A 21,388-nucleotide genomic window follows, 5' to 3' on the forward strand; every position below is an offset into this window, starting at 1 on the left:
ATGCAGGCCCTTCTTGCCGCCGTCGGCCGGTCAAAAGCCGGACCGGAACGCAGCCTGTTCGAGCATTATGCCGGACGGCTGCGCGGGGGGATCACCGTCCGCGAAGTGGAAGAAAAGCGCCCCCTGCCCGTTGCCGAACGGATGGCGCGGGAAGGGGAGCTGCTGCTGGGCTGCGTCCCCGCCGGGGCGCGGGTGGTGGCACTGGACGAGCGCGGCAAGGCGCTGGACAGCCGCACCTTCGCCGACCGCCTCGGCCGCTGGCGGGATGAGGCGGTGCCGTCCGTCGCCTTCCTGATCGGCGGTGCCGACGGCCATTCCGACGCCGTGCGGCAGCGGGCCGACCTGCTGCTGAGCTTTGGTGTCATGACCTGGCCGCATATGCTGGTCCGGGGCCTGCTGGCCGAACAGCTTTATCGTGCCCAGTGCATTCTTGACGGCCATCCCTATCACCGGGATTAAAGCCCCGCACCAGGCGCGGGCATGCGGGGACCTCCCGGCCCGCCACCGCTACCCCACCAGCTCCGGCAACCCGGCCAGAGACGGCAGCATCCGCGCCGTTCCGCCATATTCCGGGGCCGCGCCGATGCGGTTGATCCACACCCCGTTCAGGCCATAGGCCATCGCCCCGGCCACATCCCAGGCATTGGCACTCTGGAAGCTGATCACCCGCCCGGGCACGCCCAGCGCCTCTCCGGCCAAGGCATAGACCCGGGGATCCGGCTTGAAGACATGCAGGCTGTCCACCGACAGGATCTGAAGCCCCAGATCTTCCAGCCGCGCCGCCGTCACCGCGTGGCGCAGCATCTCCGGGGTGCCGTTCGAGAGAATCGCCAGCCGTTTGCCGCGGTCCCGCAGGCGTTCCAGCGTCGGGCGGACATCGGCATAGGCATCCAGTGTCCGGTAGGCATCCAGAAGCCCCGCCCGGACCGCCGGATCGGCCCCGCCATAGACCGCCAGCGCATGATCCAGTGCGTCCGTCGTGCAGTCCCAGAAATCGACATAGCGCTGCATCAGGCTGCGCACCCAGCTGTATTCCAGCTGCTTGGTCCGCCACAGGGCCGAAACCGCACTGGCGCGGGAGCCCAGCGCCGACCCGGCGCGCCGGACCGCCGAATGCACGTCAAACAGCGTGCCATAGGCATCAAAAACACAGACCTCGATCATACTCCCCCCATCCCCTGTTTCCCCCGACCAGCCCCGGCAAAGGTTGCAGGTTTTTCAGAACACCGGCACAGTGGCATCCAAGGTTCCAGTTCAGCACGCATTCAGGTCCCGGTGCTAGTCTTTACCGTATGAAACGCTTCGCACTTCCCCTTCTCGTCGCCCTTGGCGCGGTCATCGTCACCGGGACACTGGTCTGCCCGGACGATCCGGCGCGGGGGGACGACCGCTTCCGCCCCGGCACCACGGTCGGCGCCCCGGACCATGAGCAGGCACGCCGCGCCATGCAGTCCGGGAAGGCCGCCCCCCTGCGCGAGGTGCTGGCCAAGGCGGAGAAAGACTTCGACGCCCAGATGCTGGAAGCGGAGCTGGATGACGATGACAATCACTGGGTTTATGAACTGAAGATGCTGACCCCCAGCGGCAGCATCCTGAAGCTGAAATACGACGCCATGACGATGGCCCTGGTCAAGGCCCGTGGCCATGATCTGGCCCGGTGGTACCGGGGAGACCCGAAGACGCTGGCGGCTGTCGCCCCCACCCAGCGGCGGGAACGCTGGATGGGCGCACAGGAAGGCCGCCGTGGCGGCCCCCCGCCGTCTGCCGGTCCCTTTGGCGTCCTGTCATGGTTTGGTCTGGATGACGAAGGCGACGACCCCCCGGAAACCCATCCGGTTAGTGATGACAGGACCCCCGACTGATGCGCGTACTGGTGATTGAAGACGAACACACCCTACAGGGTCAGCTGGTCAAGGCCCTGACGGCGCAGGGCTATGCCGTGGATACCGCCGACAACGGCGAGGACGGCCATTACATGGGTGAAACCGAACCCTACGATGTGGTGGTGCTGGACCTCGGCCTGCCGGTGCTGGATGGCCTGACCGTGCTGAAGCGCTGGCGCGCCGCCGGTCTGGCCACCCCGGTGCTGATCCTGACCGCCCGCTCCAGCTGGCAGGAGAAGGTCGATGGCATTGATGCCGGGGCCGATGACTACCTTGCCAAGCCATTCCGGATGGAAGAGCTGCTGGCCCGGGTCCGCGCCCTGATCCGCCGGGCCAGCGGCCATGCCAGCAGCGAGCTGATCTGCGGGCCGATCCGCCTCGACACCCGCTCGTCCAGCGTCTCCGTTGATGGCATTCCGCTGTCGCTGACCAGCCATGAATACCGCCTGCTGGCCTACCTGATGCATCATCAGGGCAAGGTGGTCTCCCGCACGGAACTGACCGAACACCTGTACGCGCAGGATTTTGACCGCGACTCCAACACCATCGAAGTGTTCATCGGCCGCCTGCGCCGCAAGCTGGGGGTGGATGTGATCCACACCGTGCGCGGCCTTGGCTACCGGATGGAAATGCGTGGCGACACCCCGCAGGACCCCACCTGAGGTGTGGCGGTCCCTGCGTCTCCGTCTGCTGGCCAGCGCCGCCGTCTGGGTGGTGGTGGCTCTGGCGTTGGCCGGGATCGGCCTTCAGGCCCTGTTTGAAAGCTACGTCGAACGCCAGATGGTCGGGCGGCTGGTGCTGGCGCTGGACCATATGGCCGCCAATCTGGAGATTGCCCCCAACGGCGACCCGATTCTGCGGTCTCTGGTGCCGGAACCGCTGTTCCAGCGGCCCCTGTCCGGGATGTACTGGCAGATTGAAAGCCCACAGGGCATTGAGATGCGGTCGCGGTCCCTGTGGGACGAGGTGATCCGGGTTCAGAATCCCTCCACCCGCGATGACGGGCTGATCCATATCCACCGCGCCATCGGCCCCGGCAACCAGCGCCTGCTGGTGGTGGAGCGGGTGATCACCATCCCCGAGGCCCCGTATCCGTTCCGGCTGCTGGTCGGGCGCGACGAATCGGGCCTGCGCCGCCTGTTCGGCGGCTTCACCCAGACCATCGCCTTCTCCCTCGGCCTGCTGGCGCTGGGGATCATGCTGGCGGTGTGGGGGCAGGTGACGTTTGGACTGACGCCGTTCCGCCGCCTGCGGGTGGCGCTGGCCCAGATCCGTGGCGGCGACCGCGCCACGCTGGAAGGCCGCTACCCGGTCGAGGTTCAGCCGCTGGTCGATGACCTCAACGCCCTGCTGGTCCACAACAGCCAGATGATCGACACCGCCCGCACGCAGGCGGGCAACCTTGCCCACGCCCTGAAAACCCCGCTGGCGATCATCGCCAACGAGGCGGAGGCATTGGAGGAGCGCGGCGACAGCGACGGCGCGATGCTGCTGCGCCAGCAGGTGGATGCCATGCGCCGCCATGTTGACCACCATCTGGCCCGGGCCCGGGCGCAGGCCGCCAGCGAGGTGCGGACCCTGTCCACCCCGGTGGTGCCGTCGGTGGAGCGGCTGCTGCGGGTGATGCAGCGCCTGCATGACCACCATTTCGATCTGGATCTCGATGATGATCCCCCCGCCTTCCGCGGGCAGCAGGATACGCTGGAGGAAATCCTCGGCAATCTGGTCGACAATGCCTGTAAATGGGCAAAGCACACCGTGATGATCCGCGCCGGGGAAGACAACGGGCAGGTGCTGCTGACGGTGGAGGACGATGGTCCCGGCATCCCGGAGGACCGCATTGCCGAAGTGCTGCGCCGGGGCATCCGGCTGGACGAGAGCAAACCCGGCAGCGGCCTTGGTCTGTCAATCGTCGATGACCTGACCCGCGCCAGCGGCGGCACCCTGACGCTGGACCGGTCGCCGGAGCTGGGCGGACTGCGCGCCGCCCTGCGCCTGCCCGCCGCAACGCGGGAATAAGCAGCCCGGTGAGGCCACCGCCCCCACCGCACCGGTTCCCCATCGCAGGACTTGGTTAAGCCCGGCAGCCGAACTATGATGGTCTCCAATCCTTGGGGCGTTTTCAGAACAAGGGGACGCTGGTTTTGCTGTTGAAAAGGCTCTAAGTTTTTAAAAAACAGAGCATTTTCCGATTGACCGGCTTTCCCTCAACCGGAAAATGCTCTGGCGGGGCAGATGCCTCTGTCCCGTCCTGTTTTTCCTCAGGAGACCGTTTCCTTGACCATCAAGCAGGACGCCCTGTCTGCCACCGCCTCCTCGCTGCGCGCGGTGATGAGCTATGTCTCGGCCAGTGATGAACTGACCGCCCCCACCAGCGTCATCAATCAGGCCCGCGCCGATGAGCCGGTGTTCGTTCTGCGCGCCCGCGACATGGTGGCAACCGCCACCATCGAATGGTGGCTGTGGTGTGCCCGCAACCGGGGTGTGCCCGCCGAAAAGCTGGAACGGGCGGAGCGCCAGCGCCGCGCCGCCGACCTGTGGATCGACAAGCGCCTGCCGACCGTGACCGGCACCGATGGCCGCACCATCGTCCGCACCGCCCGGCTGGAGCGGGAAGACCGCGACTCCGTCCTGAATTCCTGCCACCCGGACGAACCGGTGTTCGTGATTGTCGCCTCCGATGCCGTTTCCACCGAAGTGGTGGAATTCTGGGCCTTCATGGCGGAACGCCACGGGGCCCCGGCCCGCAAGGTGGAAGGGGCGATGGAAGTGGCCAAGGCCATGGCCCGCTGGCAGGAAAAGCGGATTGTCGGCACCGGTGCCCGCCGCCTTGCCGAAGCCCAGCCGCCGCTGGCCGAGGTGCCGCGCCCGCGCCACAAAACGGTGATGCACCTGCTGTGCGTGGAATGCGGCCACGATGAACGCCTCGGCGAACCGCCGTTTGACGAGGAACTGTTGGCGACAGTGCGGGAAACCTGCGAAGGCCCCTGCCCGGCCTGCGGTGCCGAGCCGAAGACCGATGCCGCCAGCGGCCAGATTCGCCGGGTACTGACCACGTCGATGACCACCGAATAATCCTGCCCGGCCCCGCCCGGAGGCCCCCCGGCGAAACACCGAAAGACGGGCGGGTCCTGACCACACCGATAACCACCGAATAACGCTGACCCCGCCCCTCCGGCCCACCCGGCGGGGCGGATCCCACCGGGCGGGAGGCCCTGCATGCGGTCCCTTTATGCATCCCTGTCCGCCCTGCTGCTGGCGGTTGGTCTGATGACCCTCGGCCAGAACCTGCTCGGCACCCTGCTGGCGGTGCGGATGTCGGTGGAAGGCTTCTCGGTGCTGATTTCCGGCGTGGTGATGGCCGGGTACTTCACCGGCCTGCTGGTCGGGTCGCTGACCGTGCAGAACATCATCCGCGCCGTCGGCCACATCCGGGTGCTGACCGCCCTGATTTCCGGCTTTTCCGCCGCCACCCTCGTCCATGCCCTGACCATCGACCCGTGGAGCTGGACCGCCCTGCGCTTCGCCGAAGGCTATTGTATGGCGGGGATCTACATCTGCATCGAAAGCTGGCTGAACGCCCGGGCCACCAACAGTACCCGGGGCACGGTGTTCGGCCTGTACATGATCACCACCTATCTGTTCGGCGGTCTGGCACAGTTCCTGCTCGTCACCGCCGATGTCTCGGGGTTTGAGCTGTTCTCGGTGGCCTCGCTGCTGCTGTCGGTGGCCCTGCTGCCGGTGGCGCTGACCCGGGCCCCGGCCCCGCCGATCCCCGACCGCTCATCCATCGGGCTGCGCCGCCTGTGGCAGATCTCGCCGCTGGGCACCATCGGCTGCACCGTCTCCGGCATCCTGCTGGGGGCCTATTACGGCATGGCGCCGCGCTACGGCACCGCCGCCGGGATGGACGCCTGGGGCATCGCCACCTTTATGGGGGCGGGGATCTTCGGCGGCATGGCCCTGCAATCGCCGATCGGCTGGCTGTCGGACCGCTACGACCGCCGTCTGGTGCTGACCGTGGTCGCCGGGGCGCTGGCCCTGAGCAGCCTGCTGGTGGCGATCCTGACCAACCACAGCCTGACCGGCCAGCCGGTGACCGGGATGGCCACCCTGTCCCGCGTTGACCTGCTGCTGGCAACGCTGGTGTTCGGCGGCCTGATGTTCGTGGTCTATCCGCTGGCGGTGTCGCATGTGAATGACCGGGCTGACCCCAGCGAATATGTCGGGGTGTCCGGCGGGATGATCCTGCTGTATTCGATCGGTGCGGTGTTCGGGCCGATTCTTGCCTCCGCCAGCATGGAAGCGGTCGGCCCGGCCGGGCTGTTCCTGTCGATGGGGGCGGCCTCGGCCCTGCTGTGCGCCTATGCAGTGTGGCGAATGCGGATCAGCTCCCGCCCCGATGATGACAGCCGGGTCCGGTTCCGCCCCTCCGCCCGCGTGGCACAGGTGACACCGGATCCGCCGCCGCCGCCGACCGATGTCCGCTGACCGGCGTCACCGGACGGCCCGCCATGCAGCTGGACCTGCTCAACCGCCCCGATGCCCGCACCGCGATCCTGATGCCCTCCGGCTTCGTGCTGGATCTGGTGACACCGGATGCCACCGGCCTGCCGATCACCGACATCGCCCAGTGTCTTGCCGCCCAACCCCGCTGGGGCGGGGCAGCCCGGCCCTGGTATTCGGTGGCGGAACACTGCGTGATGGCGTCGCATCTGGTGCCACCGGACCTCGCCTATGACGCCCTGATGCATGACTGCGAGGAATTCCTTGGCGACTGGCCCTCTCCGGTGAAGGTGGTCCTCGACCGTGCCTACCTGAAGCAGCGGCTGGGGCCGGTCAAGGCCGCCCTGTGCCGGTGGTTTGGCTTTGAAGAGGATCTTCCGGCGGTCAAACAGGCCGATCTGGTGTGCATGGCGACCGAGCTGCGCGACCTGCTGCCCCCGGCGTGGATGGACTGGGGCCACCTGCCGCCGCCCCATCCGGACCGCATTACCCCGGTGGGGCCGGACCGGGCCTATACCCTGTTCCTCGACCGCTATGAACAGGTGCGGCATCTGGCCCGCCCCCAGACGAAACGGGGCAAAAAGTAAGGCCCGCCTCCGGAAAAGCGGGCCTGTTACCAGACCATACCGGTCAGTCTTTCAGCCACGTGACGCTGACGGTTTTCAGATCGCTGCTGTGTGGCCCGACCCCGATGAGGAAGCGCCCCGGCTCCCACACCCGGTTCAGGGCCGGATCGTGGAATTCCAGATCCGCCGTGGTCAGGGTGAACGACACCGCCTCTGTCTGCCCCGGCTCCAGCCGGATCTTGCGGAACCCGCGCAACTGCTTGCCGGGCCGGACCACGCTGGCCACCGGATCGGTCAGGTACAGCTGGACCGTCTCCACCCCGACGCGGGTGCCGGTGTTGGTGACAGACACCGTGACGGTCAGCGGGCCAGCGCCGTGGACCACTTCCCGGTCCACCGTCACCGCCCCATAGGAGAAACGGGTGGTGCTGAGACCGAAACCGAATGGAAACAGCGGTTCTGACGGGCCATCGAGGTAGCAGCGGGTGCTGTACTTGCCGGGATCGTTGTCGGCGCTGCCGGGGCGGCCGGTGGTGGCCCGGTCATAGGGCAGCGGCACCTGTCCGACATGGCGCGGCCAGCTGGTGGTCAGGCGGCCCGACGGCACCCGGTCGCCGAACAGCAGATCCGCCACCGCATTGCCGGCCTCGCAGCCGCCGAACCACGACACCAGAATCGCCGGCAGGGTCTCCGCCTCCCACGGCAGGGTCAGCGGACGGCCGTTCAGCGTCACCAGCACCACCGGGGTTCCGGTCCGGTGCAGGGCCTTCAGCAGGTCGCGCTGGCCGTCCGGGATGCCGATATCCATGCGGGATGCCGATTCGCCGGACATTTCCGCCGCCTCGCCGACCACCGCAATCACCACATCGGAGCGGCGGGCGATCTCCACCGCCTCGGCGATCATCTCCTGCGGGCTGCGCGGATCCAGATCCACCTTCGGCCCGGCGAAATTCAACAGATCCAGCATCCGCCGGTCTTCGGTGATGTTGGCCCCCCGGGCATGCAGCACCGTCGCCCCGGCCCCGACCGCCGCCTGCACCCCGGCCAGCACCGACACCGCCGTCGCCGGATCCCCCTGAAAGGCCCACGGCCCCAGCACATTGCGGGTGTCGTCGGCCAGCGGCCCGATCACCGCGATGGTGCCGGTTTTGGCCAGCGGCAACAGATCACCATCATTCTTCAGCAGCACGCAGGACTCCGCAGCCACCGCCCGCGCCGCCCGCCGGTGCTCCGGGGCCAGAATCACCCGCGCCGCCCGGTCGGCATCAAAGCGGGCAAAGGGATCGGCGAACAGGCCCAGCTTATACTTGGCCTCCAGCACCGCCCGGCAGGCCGCATCAATCTGCGCCTGCGTCACCCGACCGGCCGTCAGCGCCGCTTCCAGCCGGGTGATGAAGCCCTTGCCCATCATATCCATCTGCACCCCGGCCCGCAGGGCGCGTTCTGACAGGGTCTGCAACGGATCGGCGGCATCAATCTGCCCGGCCTCATCCCCCAGACCATGGGCGATCATTTCCGGGATGCCGTCAAAGTCCGACACCTTCAGCACCCCCGGCAGGATCTTATCCAGCAGATCCTGATCGGCATGCGACGGCACCCCGTTGACCGCCGAGAACGCCATCATCGCCGATCCGGCCCCGGCCGCCACCGCTGCCTGAAACGGTGGCAGATAGACATCCCACAGCCGGGCCGGACTCATATCGGCATTGTTGTAATCGCGGCCCCCTTCCGGCGCACCGTAGGCGACAAAATGCTTCACGCAGGCCATCACGCTGTCGGAGTTAGAGAGGGCGGTGCCCTGCAAACCCCGGATCATCGCCGCCGCAATCTGCGACCCGAGATAGGGATCCTCCCCCGAGCCCTCAGCGATACGGCCCCAGCGCGGATCCCGCCCGATATCGACCATCGGCGAGAACACCCAGTTCAGGCCGCTGGCGCTGGCCTCCCGCGCCGCCGCGCGGGCGGTGGTTTCCACATGGCCGGTGTCCCAGGTGCAGGACAGCGCCAGTGGAATCGGGAACACCGTCTGGTGACCGTGGATCACGTCATAGGCCAGCAGCAGCGGAATCCCAAGCCGGGACTCCTGCACCGCCGCCGCCTGCACCGCCCGCAGTCCCTCCGGCCCGTTGACGCCGAAGGTGCAGGGGAACAGCCCGCCCAACATGCCGCCGACCCGGCCCGCCCGGATCTCCGCCAGCTTGTCCTCTTCCACCGGAATGTTGGTGGTGATCAGGTTCAGCTGGCCTAACTTCTCCGGCAGGGTCATTTCCGCCATCAGGGCATCAAGAAAGGCATCCATCTGCGCCGGATCAGCAGTCTTCGGGGTCTTCGGTATCGGGCTCATCTCGGGTCTTCCAGTCAGGACAGCGGCGGGAACAGGGTCCCCCCATTTCCCGCCGCCGCAACAAAAATGTCAATCACTTCAGATGCATGACAGGATTCTTATTCCCACCCTGTCACACGCTGTAGCACATCCGGAAGGCCCCCCAGTGCCGCCCGCCGAGCGTCAGCGGCACCGCCACCTCCTTCAGCATCACATAGGTGCCGCCGCCCATGTCCCGCCGATAGGTCTTCAGGGTGAAGGGGGCGGTGCTGCGGGCGGAATGCAGGCCGACCGGATCATTAAAAATCCGGCGGTTGCGGCAGTTGGCGGTGTTCCATACCGGGTCCGGCCCCTGCGGGTGGGAATACTTGCGGTTATGGGTCGGCAGATAGCCGTTGCGGTCCACCGTGGCACAGAAGGCAATGCGCGGATCACTCTCCAGCAGCGCTTCCTGCACCGGTGGCAACACCTCATCCATGAACGCGGTGAACCGGGTCATGACCTGCTGCGGATTGCTGCCCGGCACCGGCTGATACTGCTCATCAAACAGGTCCGACAGGGTCAGCCGTCCCTTTTCCAGCCCGGCGTTGATGGCGGCGGTGATCCGGGCCGCCGCCGCCTGCATGGTGCGGACCACCTGCGTCTCCGCCACGTCGATGTCACGGGACACGATATCGGTGATCATCTTCTGGGCCAGATCCATCACCTCGGCGGTCTGGTCCGCCGCTTTGGTCAGGTGGGCGGCATCCCGGCCCAGCCCGCCGGCCATCACCGCCACCGCTTCCGACACCGTCCGGCATTCCGACAGATTGCGGGAACTGTCTGCGGCAATGGAGGTCACCGCCTGTTCCACCCCGGAAAACTCTTCCGTCAGCTCTGCCAGTACCGCTGACAGCGAGGACGTGGCCTGATCGGCCTCTTCGGCATTGCTCAGGTTGGCGGCACTTTCCGTCATCAGGTCCGACACCAGTGCGGTCAGCGCGGTGACGGTGCCGTTGATCTGGGCTGTGGCATCGCTGGTTTCCTGCGCCAGCGCCTTGACCTCGCCCGCCACCACGGCGAACCCCTTCCCCGCCTCCCCGGCGCGGGCAGCTTCGATGGTGGCATTCAAGGCCAGAAGACGGGTCTGGCTGGCAATGCTGCCGATTGAGCGCGACACCTCGCTGATTTCGCCCAGTGTCCGTTCCAGATGCAGCAGGCGGGTTTCCATCTCCTGCACCGACCGGCACAGCGTGCCGATGCGGGCGGATGCGGTGGCCATCGCCTGCTGGGCGGACCGGGTCTGCGAGGCGGCGGTGCGGGCCTTCTCCGCACTGGCCGCCGCCGAGTCGTGGATCGCCGCATTGCTGCCGGTCATGGTTTCCGCCGCCATCTGGAGGCTGCGGCAGTCACCGGAGCGGGCCCCGACATCGCCGGTCACCACCCCGACCTCGCCGGTGATCACCGCCAGACGGTCCCACAGATTGCCAACCATCCGGCCCAGATCCCGGGCTAAAGTATCGCGTGCGAGGGCCTGATCATCCGCCCCGGACACTCCGGCGTCTCCATCCAGCATCGCTTGCTCCCTGTCGTTGATCCGCATTGGTTCCGGTCCGCCCGGGGACCGTGCCCCCGGGCAAACTGGTTACGGTTGCAACTACGGTGTCCTGCTCCGCCGGATCCGTCAAGGCACAGCCTGCCGGAGGCAGGACCCGGTATTAAGGAGACCTGCCGGAGGCAGGACCAGATAAAGGACGACCTGCCAGAGGCCGGATCAGGCGTTACTGGCCCAGCCGGGCTTCCAGCGCCGCGCAGTAGGTTTCCAGCACCTTGACGCGGGCGTGCTTCTTGGAATTGGCCTCAACCAGCGTCCACGGGGTCTTGCGGGTGGAGGTGCGCTCGATCATGTCGTTCACCGCCTGCTCGTAGACGTCCCACTTTTCGCGGTTGCGCCAGTCTTCCTCGGTCAGCTTCCACGCCTTCCACGGAATCGACTGCCGTTCCTCGAAACGGGCCATCTGTTCCTCCTTGGTGATGTGCAGCCAGAACTTGCACAGCACGCGGCCGGAATCGACCAGCTGTTCCTCGAAGTCGTTGATCTCGCCATAGGCCCGCATCCACTCCTCGGTGGAGGCATAGCCCTCGATCCGTTCCACCAGCACCCGGCCATACCACGACCGGTCATAGATGGTGGCCCGCCCGGCCCGGCTGATGTGACGCCAGAAGCGCCACAGGTAATGCTGGGCCTTTTCTTCATCGGTCGGGGCGGCGATGGGGATGACCTTATAGTCGCGGGCATCCAGACCGGCGGTCAGGCGACGGATCGCCCCCCCTTTTCCGGCGGCATCCCAGCCTTCAAACACCAGCGCGCTGGACACCCCACGGTCCCGCGCCAGACGGCTGAGATTATGCAGGCGGGCCCGCGCCACCTTCAGGCGTTCAGCGTAGTCCTCGTCGCTGTAATCCAGCGTCATATCGAGGGCGTTCAGGATGGTCGGCTGCTGCGGCAGGGTCGCCATCACCAGCGAGGACCCATGCACCGCCCCGGCCCCGGCGACGCCATGGGCGGTCTTCTCGGTCCCGGCCGCCTTGTGGTCTTCGGCCTTATGCTCTCCGGCCTCGTCCTTCAGGCGGCGCTGCTCTTCCCGGCGCATGGTTTCCGCCACCCGGCGCTTCAGGTCCATCGCCTCCAGATGGCGGGTGATGGCATCGCGCAGAGTGACCAGCAGGGTCAGGGACCGGTAACGGTCATCCTGCCCCTCAATGATGGTCCACGGGGCATGACCGGCGCTGGTGACCTGAATGGTCCGTTCCGCCGCCGTGGTAAACTGGTCGTACATCTCCCAGTTCTTCCAGTCCTGCTTGGTGACCCGCCACGATTCAGTCGGGTCCTTCTCCAGCTTCTTCAGGCGTTTCTTCTGGGCATCGCGGCCCAGATGCATCCAGAATTTCAGGATCAGCGCGCCGTCATCGGCCAGCATCTTCTCGAAGCGGGTGATGTGCGACAGCCGCTCATCCAGCTCGGCATCGGAAATACGGCTGTTGGCATGGTCCAGCACCGGGGTCGAATACCACGACCGCAGGAACAGGCCGATCCGGCCGCGCGCCGGAAGATCCCGCCAGTACCGCCAGGAATCCGGGCGTTCCCGCTCCTCATCCGAGGGCGGACCATAGGCGTGGGTTTCCATCCAGCGCGGGTCCATCCACTCGTTCAGCAGATTGATGCTTTCGCCTTTCCCGGCCCCGTCCACCCCGGCAAACACCAGAATGACCGGAAACTTCGCCGCCCGCAGGCGTTGTTGAAGCTGCGTCAGTTCAGTCCGAAGCTGCGGAGCCACCGCCTCAAACTCTTCCTTGCTGACCTTCCGCCCCAGTTCTGCGGTTCTGAACATCGTCACCCTCTCCCCGTCATGACGTCGACGCCGGAAAGACTACTCTTTTGTTGCGGATATCGGAAGAGGCCCCGCCACCCGGCCCGGAGGGTGGCCCGGCACCGCAGCCGCCCCACCCGGAAGAGCAGGTTTTCTGTACCCTTTTCTGGACTGCCCCTTGGAACTGTCTGGATTTATGCGGGCGTCCGTGCCATAGATGCCGCAGCGCCCTGTGGGTTGCTGCCGGGGTTTCCTCCACCGGTTTCCCTGCCAGTTCCGACCCGTTCAGGATGGCGCGACGAGTTTCGCAGGCCGTCTTCTGACCCATTCATCCCGGCGGCCTGTTTCTGCGGAGGAAAAAATGGCTGTTCGTGTTGCGATTAACGGCTTTGGCCGTATCGGTCGTCTGGTTCTGCGCGCCCTGGTCGAATCCGGCCGTACCGACGTGGAAGTGGTCGCCATCAACGACCTCGGCCCGGTCGAGACCAACGCCCACCTGCTGAAGTACGATTCCGTCCACGGCGTGCTGAAGAACGACGTGCAGGCCGTTGACGGCAACCTCGTCATCGACGGCAAGGTGATCAAGTGCCTCGCCCAGCGTGACCCGAAGGCCCTGCCGTGGGGCGAGCTGAACGTTGACATCGTCGCCGAATGCACCGGGATCTTCACCGACCGCGACAAGGCCGTGGTGCATCTGGAAGCGGGTGCCAAGCGCGTGCTGGTCTCTGCCCCGTCCAAGGGTGCCGACATCACCGTGGTGTACGGCGTGAACCACGACAAGATCACCGCCGACCACAAGGTGATCTCCAACGCCTCCTGCACCACCAACTGCCTGGCCCCGGTCGCCCACGTGCTGAACACCGTGTTCGGCATCGAAAAGGGCTTCATGACCACCGTGCATGCCTACACCGGTGACCAGAACACCGTGGACACCCTGCACAAGGACCTGTACCGCGCCCGCGCCGCCGCCGTGTCGATGATCCCGACCACCACCGGTGCCGCCAAGGCCGTCGGCGAAGTGCTGCCGGAACTGAAGGGCAAGCTGGATGGCGTGTCGGTCCGCGTGCCGACCCCGAACGTCTCGCTGGTTGACCTGAAGGTCCTGCTGAAGAAGTCCACCACCGCCGAGGAAGTCAACGCCGCCATCGTCGCTGCCGCCAACGGCGCCCTGAAGGGCGTGCTGGGCTACACCGACAAGCCGCTGGTGTCGGTTGACTTCAACCACAACCCGGCCTCGTCCTCCTTCGCGCTGGACGGCACCAAGGTGATGGACGGCAACTTCGTCCGCGTGATGAGCTGGTACGACAACGAGTGGGGCTTCTCCAACCGTATGCTCGATACCGCTGCGCAGATCGCCAAGACCCTGTAATCACAGCGTTCCGGAACGCCGCCCTTCCAACCGGACGGGCGGCGTTTTTTCTTGTGTCCGCAGCCCCGTCCACCCTGTGTGTTAGGGAATCAGCCATGCCCGCTTTCAAGACCATTGCCGACTTCGACGTTGCCGGGAAGCGCGTCCTCGTCCGTTCCGACCTTAATGTGCCGATGAAGGATGGCCGCGTTACCGATGCCACCCGCATCGAGCGTTCTGCCGAGACCATCAAGGCACTGGCCGCCAAGGGGGCCCGCGTGGTCGTGCTGTCGCACTTCGGCCGCCCGAAGGGGGAACGCGTGCCGGAGATGAGCCTGAAGCCGGTCGCCGAAGCCCTTGCCGCGACCCTCGGCCAGCCGGTGGCCTTTGCCGATGACTGCATCGGCGATACCGCCAAGGCCGTGGTGGAGGCCCTCGCCCCGGGTCAGGTGGCGATGCTGGAAAACCTGCGCTACCACAAACAGGAAGAAAAGAACGACGTTGATTTTGCCAAGGCGCTGGCCGTACTGGGCGACATTTACGTCAACGACGCCTTCTCCGCCGCCCACCGCGCCCATGCCTCCACCGAAGGGCTGGCGCACCTGCTGCCGTCCGCTGCCGGTCTGCTGATGCAGGCGGAGCTGGAGGCCCTCGGCAAGGCGCTGGAAAAGCCGGAACACCCGGTGGTCGCCATCGTCGGCGGCGCCAAGGTCTCCACCAAGCTGGACCTGCTCGGCAACCTTGTCAGCAAGGTGGACGTGCTGGTGATCGGCGGCGGTATGGCCAACACCTTCCTGTTCGCGCAGGGCATCGAGGTCGGATCCTCGCTGTCCGAAAAGGACATGGCCGACACCGCCCGTGAAATTCTGGAAAAGGCCAAGGCCGCCAACTGCGAAATCATCCTGCCGTCCGACGTGGTGGTGGCCGGTGAATTCAAGGAACATGCCGCCAATGCCGTGGTGGCCGCCAATGCCGTTCCGGCGGACAAGATGATCCTCGATGCCGGTCCGGCCGCTGCCGCCGCGCTGGCCGAGAAGCTGACCTCCTGCAAGACGCTGGTGTGGAACGGCCCGCTGGGGGCCTTCGAACTGAAGCCGTTTGACGCCGCCACCAATGCCGTGGCGCAGGCCGCTGCCAGACTGACCGCTGAAGGCAAGCTGCTGACCGTGGCCGGGGGTGGTGACACCGTCGGCGCGCTGGCCAATGCCGGGGTGGCTGAGCAGTTTTCCTACATCTCCACCGCCGGGGGCGCGTTCCTGGAGTGGCTGGAAGGCAAGGAACTGCCGGGCGTTGTCGCGCTGAGCAAGTAAACCGCACTGACCGCCTGAGAACAGGCCGCTCCGGGCATCACCGGGGCGGCCTGTTTTTATTGCGCCGGTTCCGGATACGCCGGGGCAGAGAAGCCCGGCCAGCCGGCAAAGAAACCGGGCAGGTCCGCTTCCGGCATCGGTCGGCCGATCAGATAGCCCTGTAGCCAGGTGCAGCCGGACTCCGCCAGTACATCCCGCTGTCCGTCAACCTCCACCCCTTCGCCGACCGTTTCCAGCCCCAGATCCTCGGCGATGCGGATGATCGAACGGACCATCGCACAGTCGGTCCGCTCTTCCGGCAGGCCTTTGACGAAGGATTTATCCAGCTTCAGGGTGGAAAAAGGAAACTGGCGCAGATAGGTCAGGGAAGAATAGCCGACCCCGAAATCATCCAGACTGGTGTTGAACCCGATGTCGCGCAGGGCCCGCAGCCGACGGCTGGCTTCATCATAGGCCCCCATCATCACACTTTCGGTGATTTCCAGTTCCAGACGGCGGGGATCAACCTGCTCCTGCTCAGCGATCCGCGCCGCAGTCTTCACAAAGTCCGACTGCATCAACTGCACCACCGAGACGTTGACGCTGAGGATCAGGTCCGGCACTCCGGCCTCCTCCAGCCGCCGCACCATCCGGCAGGTCTGACGCAGCACCCATTCCCCGACCGGAATAATCTGCCCGGTCTCCTCGCAGGCCGGGATGAACTGATCCGGAGGCACCATCCCCAGTTCCGCATCCCGCCAGCGCAACAGGGCTTCCGCTCCCCTGATCCGGCCATCGGTGGCCCGGACCTGCGGCTGATAATACACCGCGAAAGCCCCCGCGCTTTCCGCCGTGCGCAGACGGTTGAACAGCCGCACCCGGGCGGTGGTGCGTTCACTCATGCTCTGGTCATACTTGACCATGCCGCCTTTTCCCGCCGCCTTAGCCTGATACATGGCGATGTCGGCATTCTGGAGCAGCTCCTCGAAGGTCGTTCCGTCATCGGGATACATCACCAGCCCGGCACTGCACCCCATGTAGAACGTCTGGCCGTCCACATCGAACGGGGCGCGGAAGGCGTTGATCAGTCGGGTGCGGCGGTTTTCCAGATCGTCCATATCTTCTGGCAGCAGAACGACGACAAACTCATCGCCCCCCAGACGCGCCACAACCCGGTCAGCACCGGCCGCCCGTTGCAGGCGTCCCGCTGTCTGCACCAGCAGGCGATCGCCCACGGTATGACCGGCGGAATCGTTGATATATTTGAAGTTATCCATATCAATGAAAATCAGGGCCAGAGGGGCGTCCGGCGTCTCTTCGATCCGCTGCCGGACCTGAAGGCGCAGGTTCTCCCGGTTCGGCAGTTCCGTCAGAACGTCATGGTAAGCCAGAAAATCAATATGCTCCTGATGCCGTTTGGCCTCGGTGATATCGGTATAGGTTCCGACCAGCAGATAGGGAACACCCTGCTCATCGGTTAAGGCCTTGGCATTGGACTGAAGCCAGATGTAGTTCCCGTCGGCCTTCTGAATCCGGTACTCGACCCGATACTCTGTCCTCCGCCCCGACAGATAATCGTCCAGCATCCCCCGGACTTTGGCCTGATCCTGCGGATGGATACGTTCAATCCATTTCGGCAGACTTTTCAGGGCACTGCCATCAATGCCCATCAGCTCATCGACCCGCCCGGAGAAATGCCGCAGGCCGGTCCTCAGGTCCCACTCCCAGATCACATCCCGGGCGGCCCCGGAGGCAAGGCGGTAGCGCTCCTCACTGCGGGCCAGCTCGGTGCGGCTCTGCCGCAGGTCCTGCACCTTCCGGCGCAGCGCCTGTTCTGCCGTCCGTCTCTGGCGGATGTTGAACAGCAGAAACACCGCAAGCATCAGCAGGGCGATGATGATGATCAGGGTCGCCACAATCACCAGGGCGTATTGCTCGAAGACCGAAACCGGCCTGTTCACCAGACGGACATCGGGGGCGAGCAAGGCAGGGGACAGGCCATGCCGCCGCAGCACCCCGTAATCGGCCAGACGTTCTGCGGTCTTTCCATCCTGCCTCGGAATTTGCTGGACCGGGACGCCTTGCAGGACATCCGTCATGATCCGGGCCTGCTGCACCCCGGATGTTGTGCCGGACAACAGGCTGCCCCCGGCAATTCCATGATCGAGCTGATACCGGTAAAACCCGAACACCGGCCCCCCTGCCTCATCCGTCACCCGCCGCACAAAGCTTGGTAACGGCAGGATCATCCCGTTTGTATCGGAAGCATAGGATCCCAGCAGAATCGCCGTGTCCGGCTCCACCGTCCGGATCCGGGCCAGAATCTGGCCGAAGGACAGGGTATGAAGGCTTTCAATCTCCATCGGTGGGGTCAGCTTCTGCGCGGCAGTCCGCAGCTCCGCCTCGAACGCCGTACTGCTTTCGGAACCATCGCGGACCAGAAGGGCCTTCCGGTACGGGGAAAGGGAGCGGGCCAGCTGAAGGGTTCCCAGCGGATCCATGCTCTGGTTGACCCCGGTCACAAGGGGATCAGTCCCGATCAACCGCTCCGCATCTTCCTTCAGGACACCGGCATACACGACCGGTATCCCGGCGAAGAGCGTCTCCCGATGCATCAGGGTAAAGATCAGGGCCGCATCATCGGTCGCTGCCACCAGATCAGGCCGGACGGCACGGTAGCGGTCGCGGAGGGTGGCATAGGCATTCTCATAGGTTGCCTGTTCCGGATGGCGCTTCCAGTCGAGATAGAACACCTCAAGAGTGGCTTCCGGAGCATAGGTCAGCAGCCCATCTTCAATCGCGTTGGACTGTTCATCCGTCCAGCGATAGCCTTTGTGATAGGAATTGATCAGAAGGACCCGGGGCGGCCCGGCCTGTGCCAGTATTGGCACGATCAGGATCAGGCATACCACCCAGCCTGCCAGCACCCTGCGCCAAGCCTGCATCGCGGTCTCCACGCCTACACTCTGCCGTCCCGTTTCATTGCTCTACCGGAGGACTGGGCGGCGACAGGTCTTCCCCTCATATTTTATTTTTCTACTCTAGCACCGAAATACACGCAGAAAGAGAACTGCGGCGTCATCATGGCTGCGCAGGCACATCGGGGGCAGGTGCGTCCTCCCCTCTGACCGAAGACAAAAGAAAACGGCCTGTCCGAAGACAGGCCGTTTCAGCTACAGGCGATTGCAGGCGGATCAGGCGATCGCAGCCAGCATCGCTTCCGCCACTTTCAGTTTGGAAGTGGCAGCAGCCTTTTCGCTGGCACTGTCGGCTTCCTGAAGCGCATCCTTGGCCGCCTGAATACGGGCATCCACGGAGTCACGGGTCAGGGTCGACAGGTCGTGGGCTTCTTCAGCCAGCACGGTGCAGCGGGTCTCGTTCACTTCGGCAAAACCGCCAGCAACGAAAATGCGCTTGGCGATCTGACCGTTCTTATAGACGTCGATGACGCCCGGACGAACGGTGGACAGCATCGGGGCGTGCTGCGGCAGCGCCCCGAAATTGCCTTCGGTGCCCGGCACGACGACCATGCTCACCGGCTCGGAAACGAGCAGCTTCGCCGGAGAGACGAGTTCGAAATCAAGGGTGTCAGCCATAGCCTTCAGGCTCCGCAACAAAGATTAAAAACCGGCGTTCACGGCATAAGGGGCCGGAGGCTGGACAGATCCAGCCTCCGGGAGATCCTTAGGCGGCTTCACCAGCCAGCTTCTTGCCCTTTTCGATGGCTTCTTCGATGGTGCCGACCATGTAGAAGGCCGCTTCCGGCAGGTGGTCGTAGTCGCCGTTAACAATGCCCTTGAAGCCCTTAATGGTGTCTTCGAGGGAGACGAACACGCCCGGGGTGCCGGTGAACACTTCGGCGACGTGGAACGGCTGGGAGAGGAAGCGCTGGATCTTACGGGCACGGGCCACGATCAGCTTATCTTCTTCCGACAGTTCGTCCATGCCGAGGATGGCGATGATGTCCTGAAGGGCCTTGTAGGTCTGGAGGACTTCCTGCACCCGGCGGGCGATGCCGTAGTGTTCTTCACCGACGATGCGCGGGTCGAGGGCGCGGGAGGTGGAGTCCAGCGGGTCCACGGCCGGGAAGATCGCCTGTTCGGCAATCGCACGCGACAGCACGGTGGTGGCGTCAAGGTGGGCGAAGGAGGTGGCCGGAGCCGGGTCGGTCAAGTCGTCGGCGGGCACGTAAATGGCCTGCACCGAGGTGATCGAACCCTTCTTGGTGGAGGTGATGCGTTCCTGAAGGGCACCCATGTCGGTCGACAGGGTCGGCTGATAGCCCACCGCCGACGGAATACGGCCCAGCAGCGCCGACACTTCAGAACCGGCCTGAGTGAAGCGGAAGATGTTGTCCACGAAGAACAGCACGTCCTGACCTTCTTCGTCGCGGAAGTATTCGGCCTGGGTCAGACCGGACAGGGCGACACGGGCACGGGCACCCGGCGGCTCGTTCATCTGGCCGTAAACCAGCGCCACCTTGGAGTTCTTGCCTTCCAGGTCGATAATCCCGGATTCGATCATTTCGTGGTACAGGTCGTTCCCTTCACGGGTCCGCTCGCCCACGCCCGCGAACACGGAGTAACCGCCGTGGCCCTTCGCGACGTTGTTGATCAGTTCCATGATGGTCACGGTCTTGCCGACGCCGGCGCCGCCGAACAGGCCGATCTTACCACCCTTGGAATACGGGGCCAGCAGGTCGATGACCTTAATGCCGGTCACAAGGATCTCGGTTTCGGTCGACTGATCGACGAAAGCCGGGGCAGAACGGTGAATCGGGGCAACGCGGGTGTTGCCGATCGGGCCGCGCTCGTCCACCGGCTCGCCGATGACGTTCATGATGCGGCCCAGCACTTCCGGGCCGACCGGCACGGAGATGGCCGAACCGGTGTCACGCACTTCCTGACCGCGGACCAGACCTTCGGTCGAGTCCATGGCGATGGCACGGACGGTATTTTCACCGAGGTGCTGAGCCACTTCGAGGACCAGGCGGTTGCCGTTGTTGTCAGTTTCCAGCGCCGAGAGAATGGCCGGAAGCTCGCCGTCGAACTTCACGTCCACGACGGCGCCCGTAACCTGAGTGATGCTACCGACGTTTTTGTTCGCCATGGAAGACGCTCCTAATAGCCCGGTCCGAGACCGGAAATCGTCTGAGTCTATGACCGAGGCCCCGAGTAACGGCCGGTCGGTCCGGATCTTGAGTGGCCTTACAGCGCTTCCGCGCCGGAGATGATTTCGATCAGTTCCTTCGTAATCATCGCCTGACGGGTACGGTTGTAGACCAGGGTCAGCTTCTTGATCATGTCACCGGCGTTGCGGGTGGCATTGTCCATCGCGCTCATACGGGCACCCTGTTCGGATGCATCGTTTTCGAGCATGGAGGAGTACACCTGCATCGCAACGTTCTTCGGCAGCAGATCGGTCAGAATGTCTTCTTCGCTCGGCTCGTACTCATAAAGCGCCTTCGGGCCGGCATTGGCCTCGACGCTCACGGCCGGAACCGGGAACGGGACAATCTGCTGACGGGTGGTGATCTGGGCGATCGCCGACTGGAACTTGTTATAAATCAGTGTGCAGACATCGAAGGCGCCCGCGTCAAAGTCAGCCAGAATCTTCTGGGCGACCATGTCGGCATTGGCGAAGTCCGCACCCTTGCGGGCCAGACCTTCGTAGGACTGCACGATCTTGTCAGCGTGATCGCGCTTCAGCTGGTCCCGGCCCTTGCGGCCGACGCACAGCAGCTTCACGGTCTTGCCTTCCGTTTCCAGTTCGCGGATGAACTGGCGGGCGGAGCGCACGACGTTGGTGTTGAAGCCACCGCACAGACCACGGTCAGCGGTCATGACGACGATCAGATGGACGTCGGACTTGCCGGTTCCGGCCAGCAGCTTCGGCGCACCGGCGGTGCCGGCGACCGAGGAGGCCAGGTTGCCCAGCATCCGCTCCATACGCACGGCATAGGGACGGCCCGCTTCGGCCGCTTCCTGCGCCCGGCGCAGCTTGGACGCCGCCACCATTTTCATGGCGCTCGTGATCTTCCGGGTGTTTTTCACCGAGTTGATACGAACGCGGAGATCCTTGAGGCTAGCCATCGGCTGTCAGGCCTTCCTGTTTAGCCTGCCC

Annotated in this window: 17 protein-coding genes; 9 read left to right on the plus strand and 8 right to left on the minus strand. The window is 65.1% G+C overall.

The annotated features are described in order from the left end of the window. Positions 1–459, plus strand: coding sequence for a 23S rRNA (pseudouridine(1915)-N(3))-methyltransferase RlmH (gene rlmH / locus FHS48_RS17385; protein ID WP_184265366.1), 459 nt, complete (start codon positions 1–3; stop codon positions 457–459). Positions 460–507: 48 nt separating this feature from the next. On the opposite strand, the gene FHS48_RS17390 is transcribed toward rlmH, so the two are convergent. After that, positions 508–1,164, minus strand: coding sequence for a haloacid dehalogenase type II (locus FHS48_RS17390; RefSeq protein ID WP_184265368.1), 657 nt, complete (start codon positions 1,162–1,164; stop codon positions 508–510). Between the two features lie 128 nt (positions 1,165–1,292). Here FHS48_RS17390 and FHS48_RS17395 point away from each other — a divergent pair, with 128 nt between their 5' ends. The 6 genes from FHS48_RS17395 to FHS48_RS17420 all read left to right on the plus strand — a co-directional run bounded on the left by FHS48_RS17395 (position 1,293) and on the right by FHS48_RS17420 (position 6,976). Next, the gene (locus FHS48_RS17395) at positions 1,293–1,862 is read left to right on the plus strand and encodes a PepSY domain-containing protein (RefSeq protein ID WP_184265370.1); all 570 of its coding nucleotides are present in this window, start codon (positions 1,293–1,295) and stop codon (positions 1,860–1,862) included. After that, positions 1,862–2,545 (plus strand): response regulator, encoded by a 684-nt coding sequence (locus FHS48_RS17400; RefSeq protein WP_184265372.1) that lies wholly within the window; start codon positions 1,862–1,864, stop codon positions 2,543–2,545. Before FHS48_RS17395 ends, FHS48_RS17400 begins: the two co-directional genes overlap by 1 nt. Continuing rightward, positions 2,517–3,902, plus strand: coding sequence for a sensor histidine kinase (locus FHS48_RS20540; protein WP_184265374.1), 1,386 nt, complete (start codon positions 2,517–2,519; stop codon positions 3,900–3,902). Before FHS48_RS17400 ends, FHS48_RS20540 begins: the two co-directional genes overlap by 29 nt. 258 nt (positions 3,903–4,160) lie before the next feature. Continuing rightward, the gene (locus FHS48_RS17410; RefSeq protein WP_184265376.1) at positions 4,161–4,958 is read left to right on the plus strand and encodes a hypothetical protein; all 798 of its coding nucleotides are present in this window, start codon (positions 4,161–4,163) and stop codon (positions 4,956–4,958) included. A 144-nt stretch (positions 4,959–5,102) separates the two neighbouring features. Further along, complete coding sequence (locus tag FHS48_RS17415) at positions 5,103–6,374, plus strand: MFS transporter (protein ID WP_184265378.1); 1,272 nt, start codon at positions 5,103–5,105, stop codon at positions 6,372–6,374. A 23-nt stretch (positions 6,375–6,397) separates the two neighbouring features. Continuing rightward, positions 6,398–6,976 (plus strand): hydrolase, encoded by a 579-nt coding sequence (locus FHS48_RS17420; RefSeq protein ID WP_184265379.1) that lies wholly within the window; start codon positions 6,398–6,400, stop codon positions 6,974–6,976. Positions 6,977–7,019: 43 nt separating this feature from the next. On the opposite strand, the gene bglX is transcribed toward FHS48_RS17420, so the two are convergent. From bglX to FHS48_RS17435, 3 genes are all read right to left on the minus strand, one after another. After that, complete coding sequence (gene bglX, locus FHS48_RS17425) at positions 7,020–9,299, minus strand: beta-glucosidase BglX (RefSeq protein ID WP_184265381.1); 2,280 nt, start codon at positions 9,297–9,299, stop codon at positions 7,020–7,022. A gap of 112 nt (positions 9,300–9,411) precedes the next feature. Beyond that, the gene (locus tag FHS48_RS17430) at positions 9,412–10,833 is read right to left on the minus strand and encodes a methyl-accepting chemotaxis protein (protein WP_184265383.1); all 1,422 of its coding nucleotides are present in this window, start codon (positions 10,831–10,833) and stop codon (positions 9,412–9,414) included. A 205-nt stretch (positions 10,834–11,038) separates the two neighbouring features. Next, complete coding sequence (locus FHS48_RS17435; RefSeq protein ID WP_184265385.1) at positions 11,039–12,649, minus strand: polyphosphate kinase; 1,611 nt, start codon at positions 12,647–12,649, stop codon at positions 11,039–11,041. 340 nt (positions 12,650–12,989) lie between these two features. Between FHS48_RS17435 and gap the strand changes: the two genes are divergently transcribed. After that, the gene (gene gap / locus FHS48_RS17440; protein WP_184265388.1) at positions 12,990–13,997 is read left to right on the plus strand and encodes a type I glyceraldehyde-3-phosphate dehydrogenase; all 1,008 of its coding nucleotides are present in this window, start codon (positions 12,990–12,992) and stop codon (positions 13,995–13,997) included. Between the two features lie 95 nt (positions 13,998–14,092). Beyond that, positions 14,093–15,286 (plus strand): phosphoglycerate kinase, encoded by a 1,194-nt coding sequence (locus tag FHS48_RS17445; RefSeq protein WP_184265390.1) that lies wholly within the window; start codon positions 14,093–14,095, stop codon positions 15,284–15,286. Between the two features lie 56 nt (positions 15,287–15,342). Here FHS48_RS17445 and FHS48_RS17450 read toward each other — a convergent pair whose 3' ends face one another. The 4 genes from FHS48_RS17450 to FHS48_RS17465 all read right to left on the minus strand — a co-directional run bounded on the left by FHS48_RS17450 (position 15,343) and on the right by FHS48_RS17465 (position 21,357). Then, positions 15,343–18,210 (minus strand): EAL domain-containing protein, encoded by a 2,868-nt coding sequence (locus FHS48_RS17450; RefSeq protein ID WP_184265392.1) that lies wholly within the window; start codon positions 18,208–18,210, stop codon positions 15,343–15,345. 249 nt (positions 18,211–18,459) lie between these two features. Then, on the minus strand, positions 18,460–18,861 hold the full coding sequence (locus FHS48_RS17455) for a F0F1 ATP synthase subunit epsilon (protein WP_184265394.1): 402 nt from the start codon (positions 18,859–18,861) through the stop codon (positions 18,460–18,462). Positions 18,862–18,949: 88 nt separating this feature from the next. Beyond that, positions 18,950–20,374, minus strand: coding sequence for a F0F1 ATP synthase subunit beta (gene atpD / locus FHS48_RS17460; protein ID WP_184265396.1), 1,425 nt, complete (start codon positions 20,372–20,374; stop codon positions 18,950–18,952). A gap of 98 nt (positions 20,375–20,472) precedes the next feature. Continuing rightward, a complete protein-coding gene (locus tag FHS48_RS17465) occupies positions 20,473–21,357 on the minus strand; it encodes a F0F1 ATP synthase subunit gamma (protein WP_184265398.1) in 885 nt (294 codons plus the stop codon). Between the last annotated feature and the right edge of the window lie 31 nt (positions 21,358–21,388).

The sequence above is a fragment of the Novispirillum itersonii genome (assembly GCF_014205675.1).
Lineage (GTDB): Bacteria > Pseudomonadota > Alphaproteobacteria > Rhodospirillales > Rhodospirillaceae > Novispirillum > Novispirillum itersonii_A.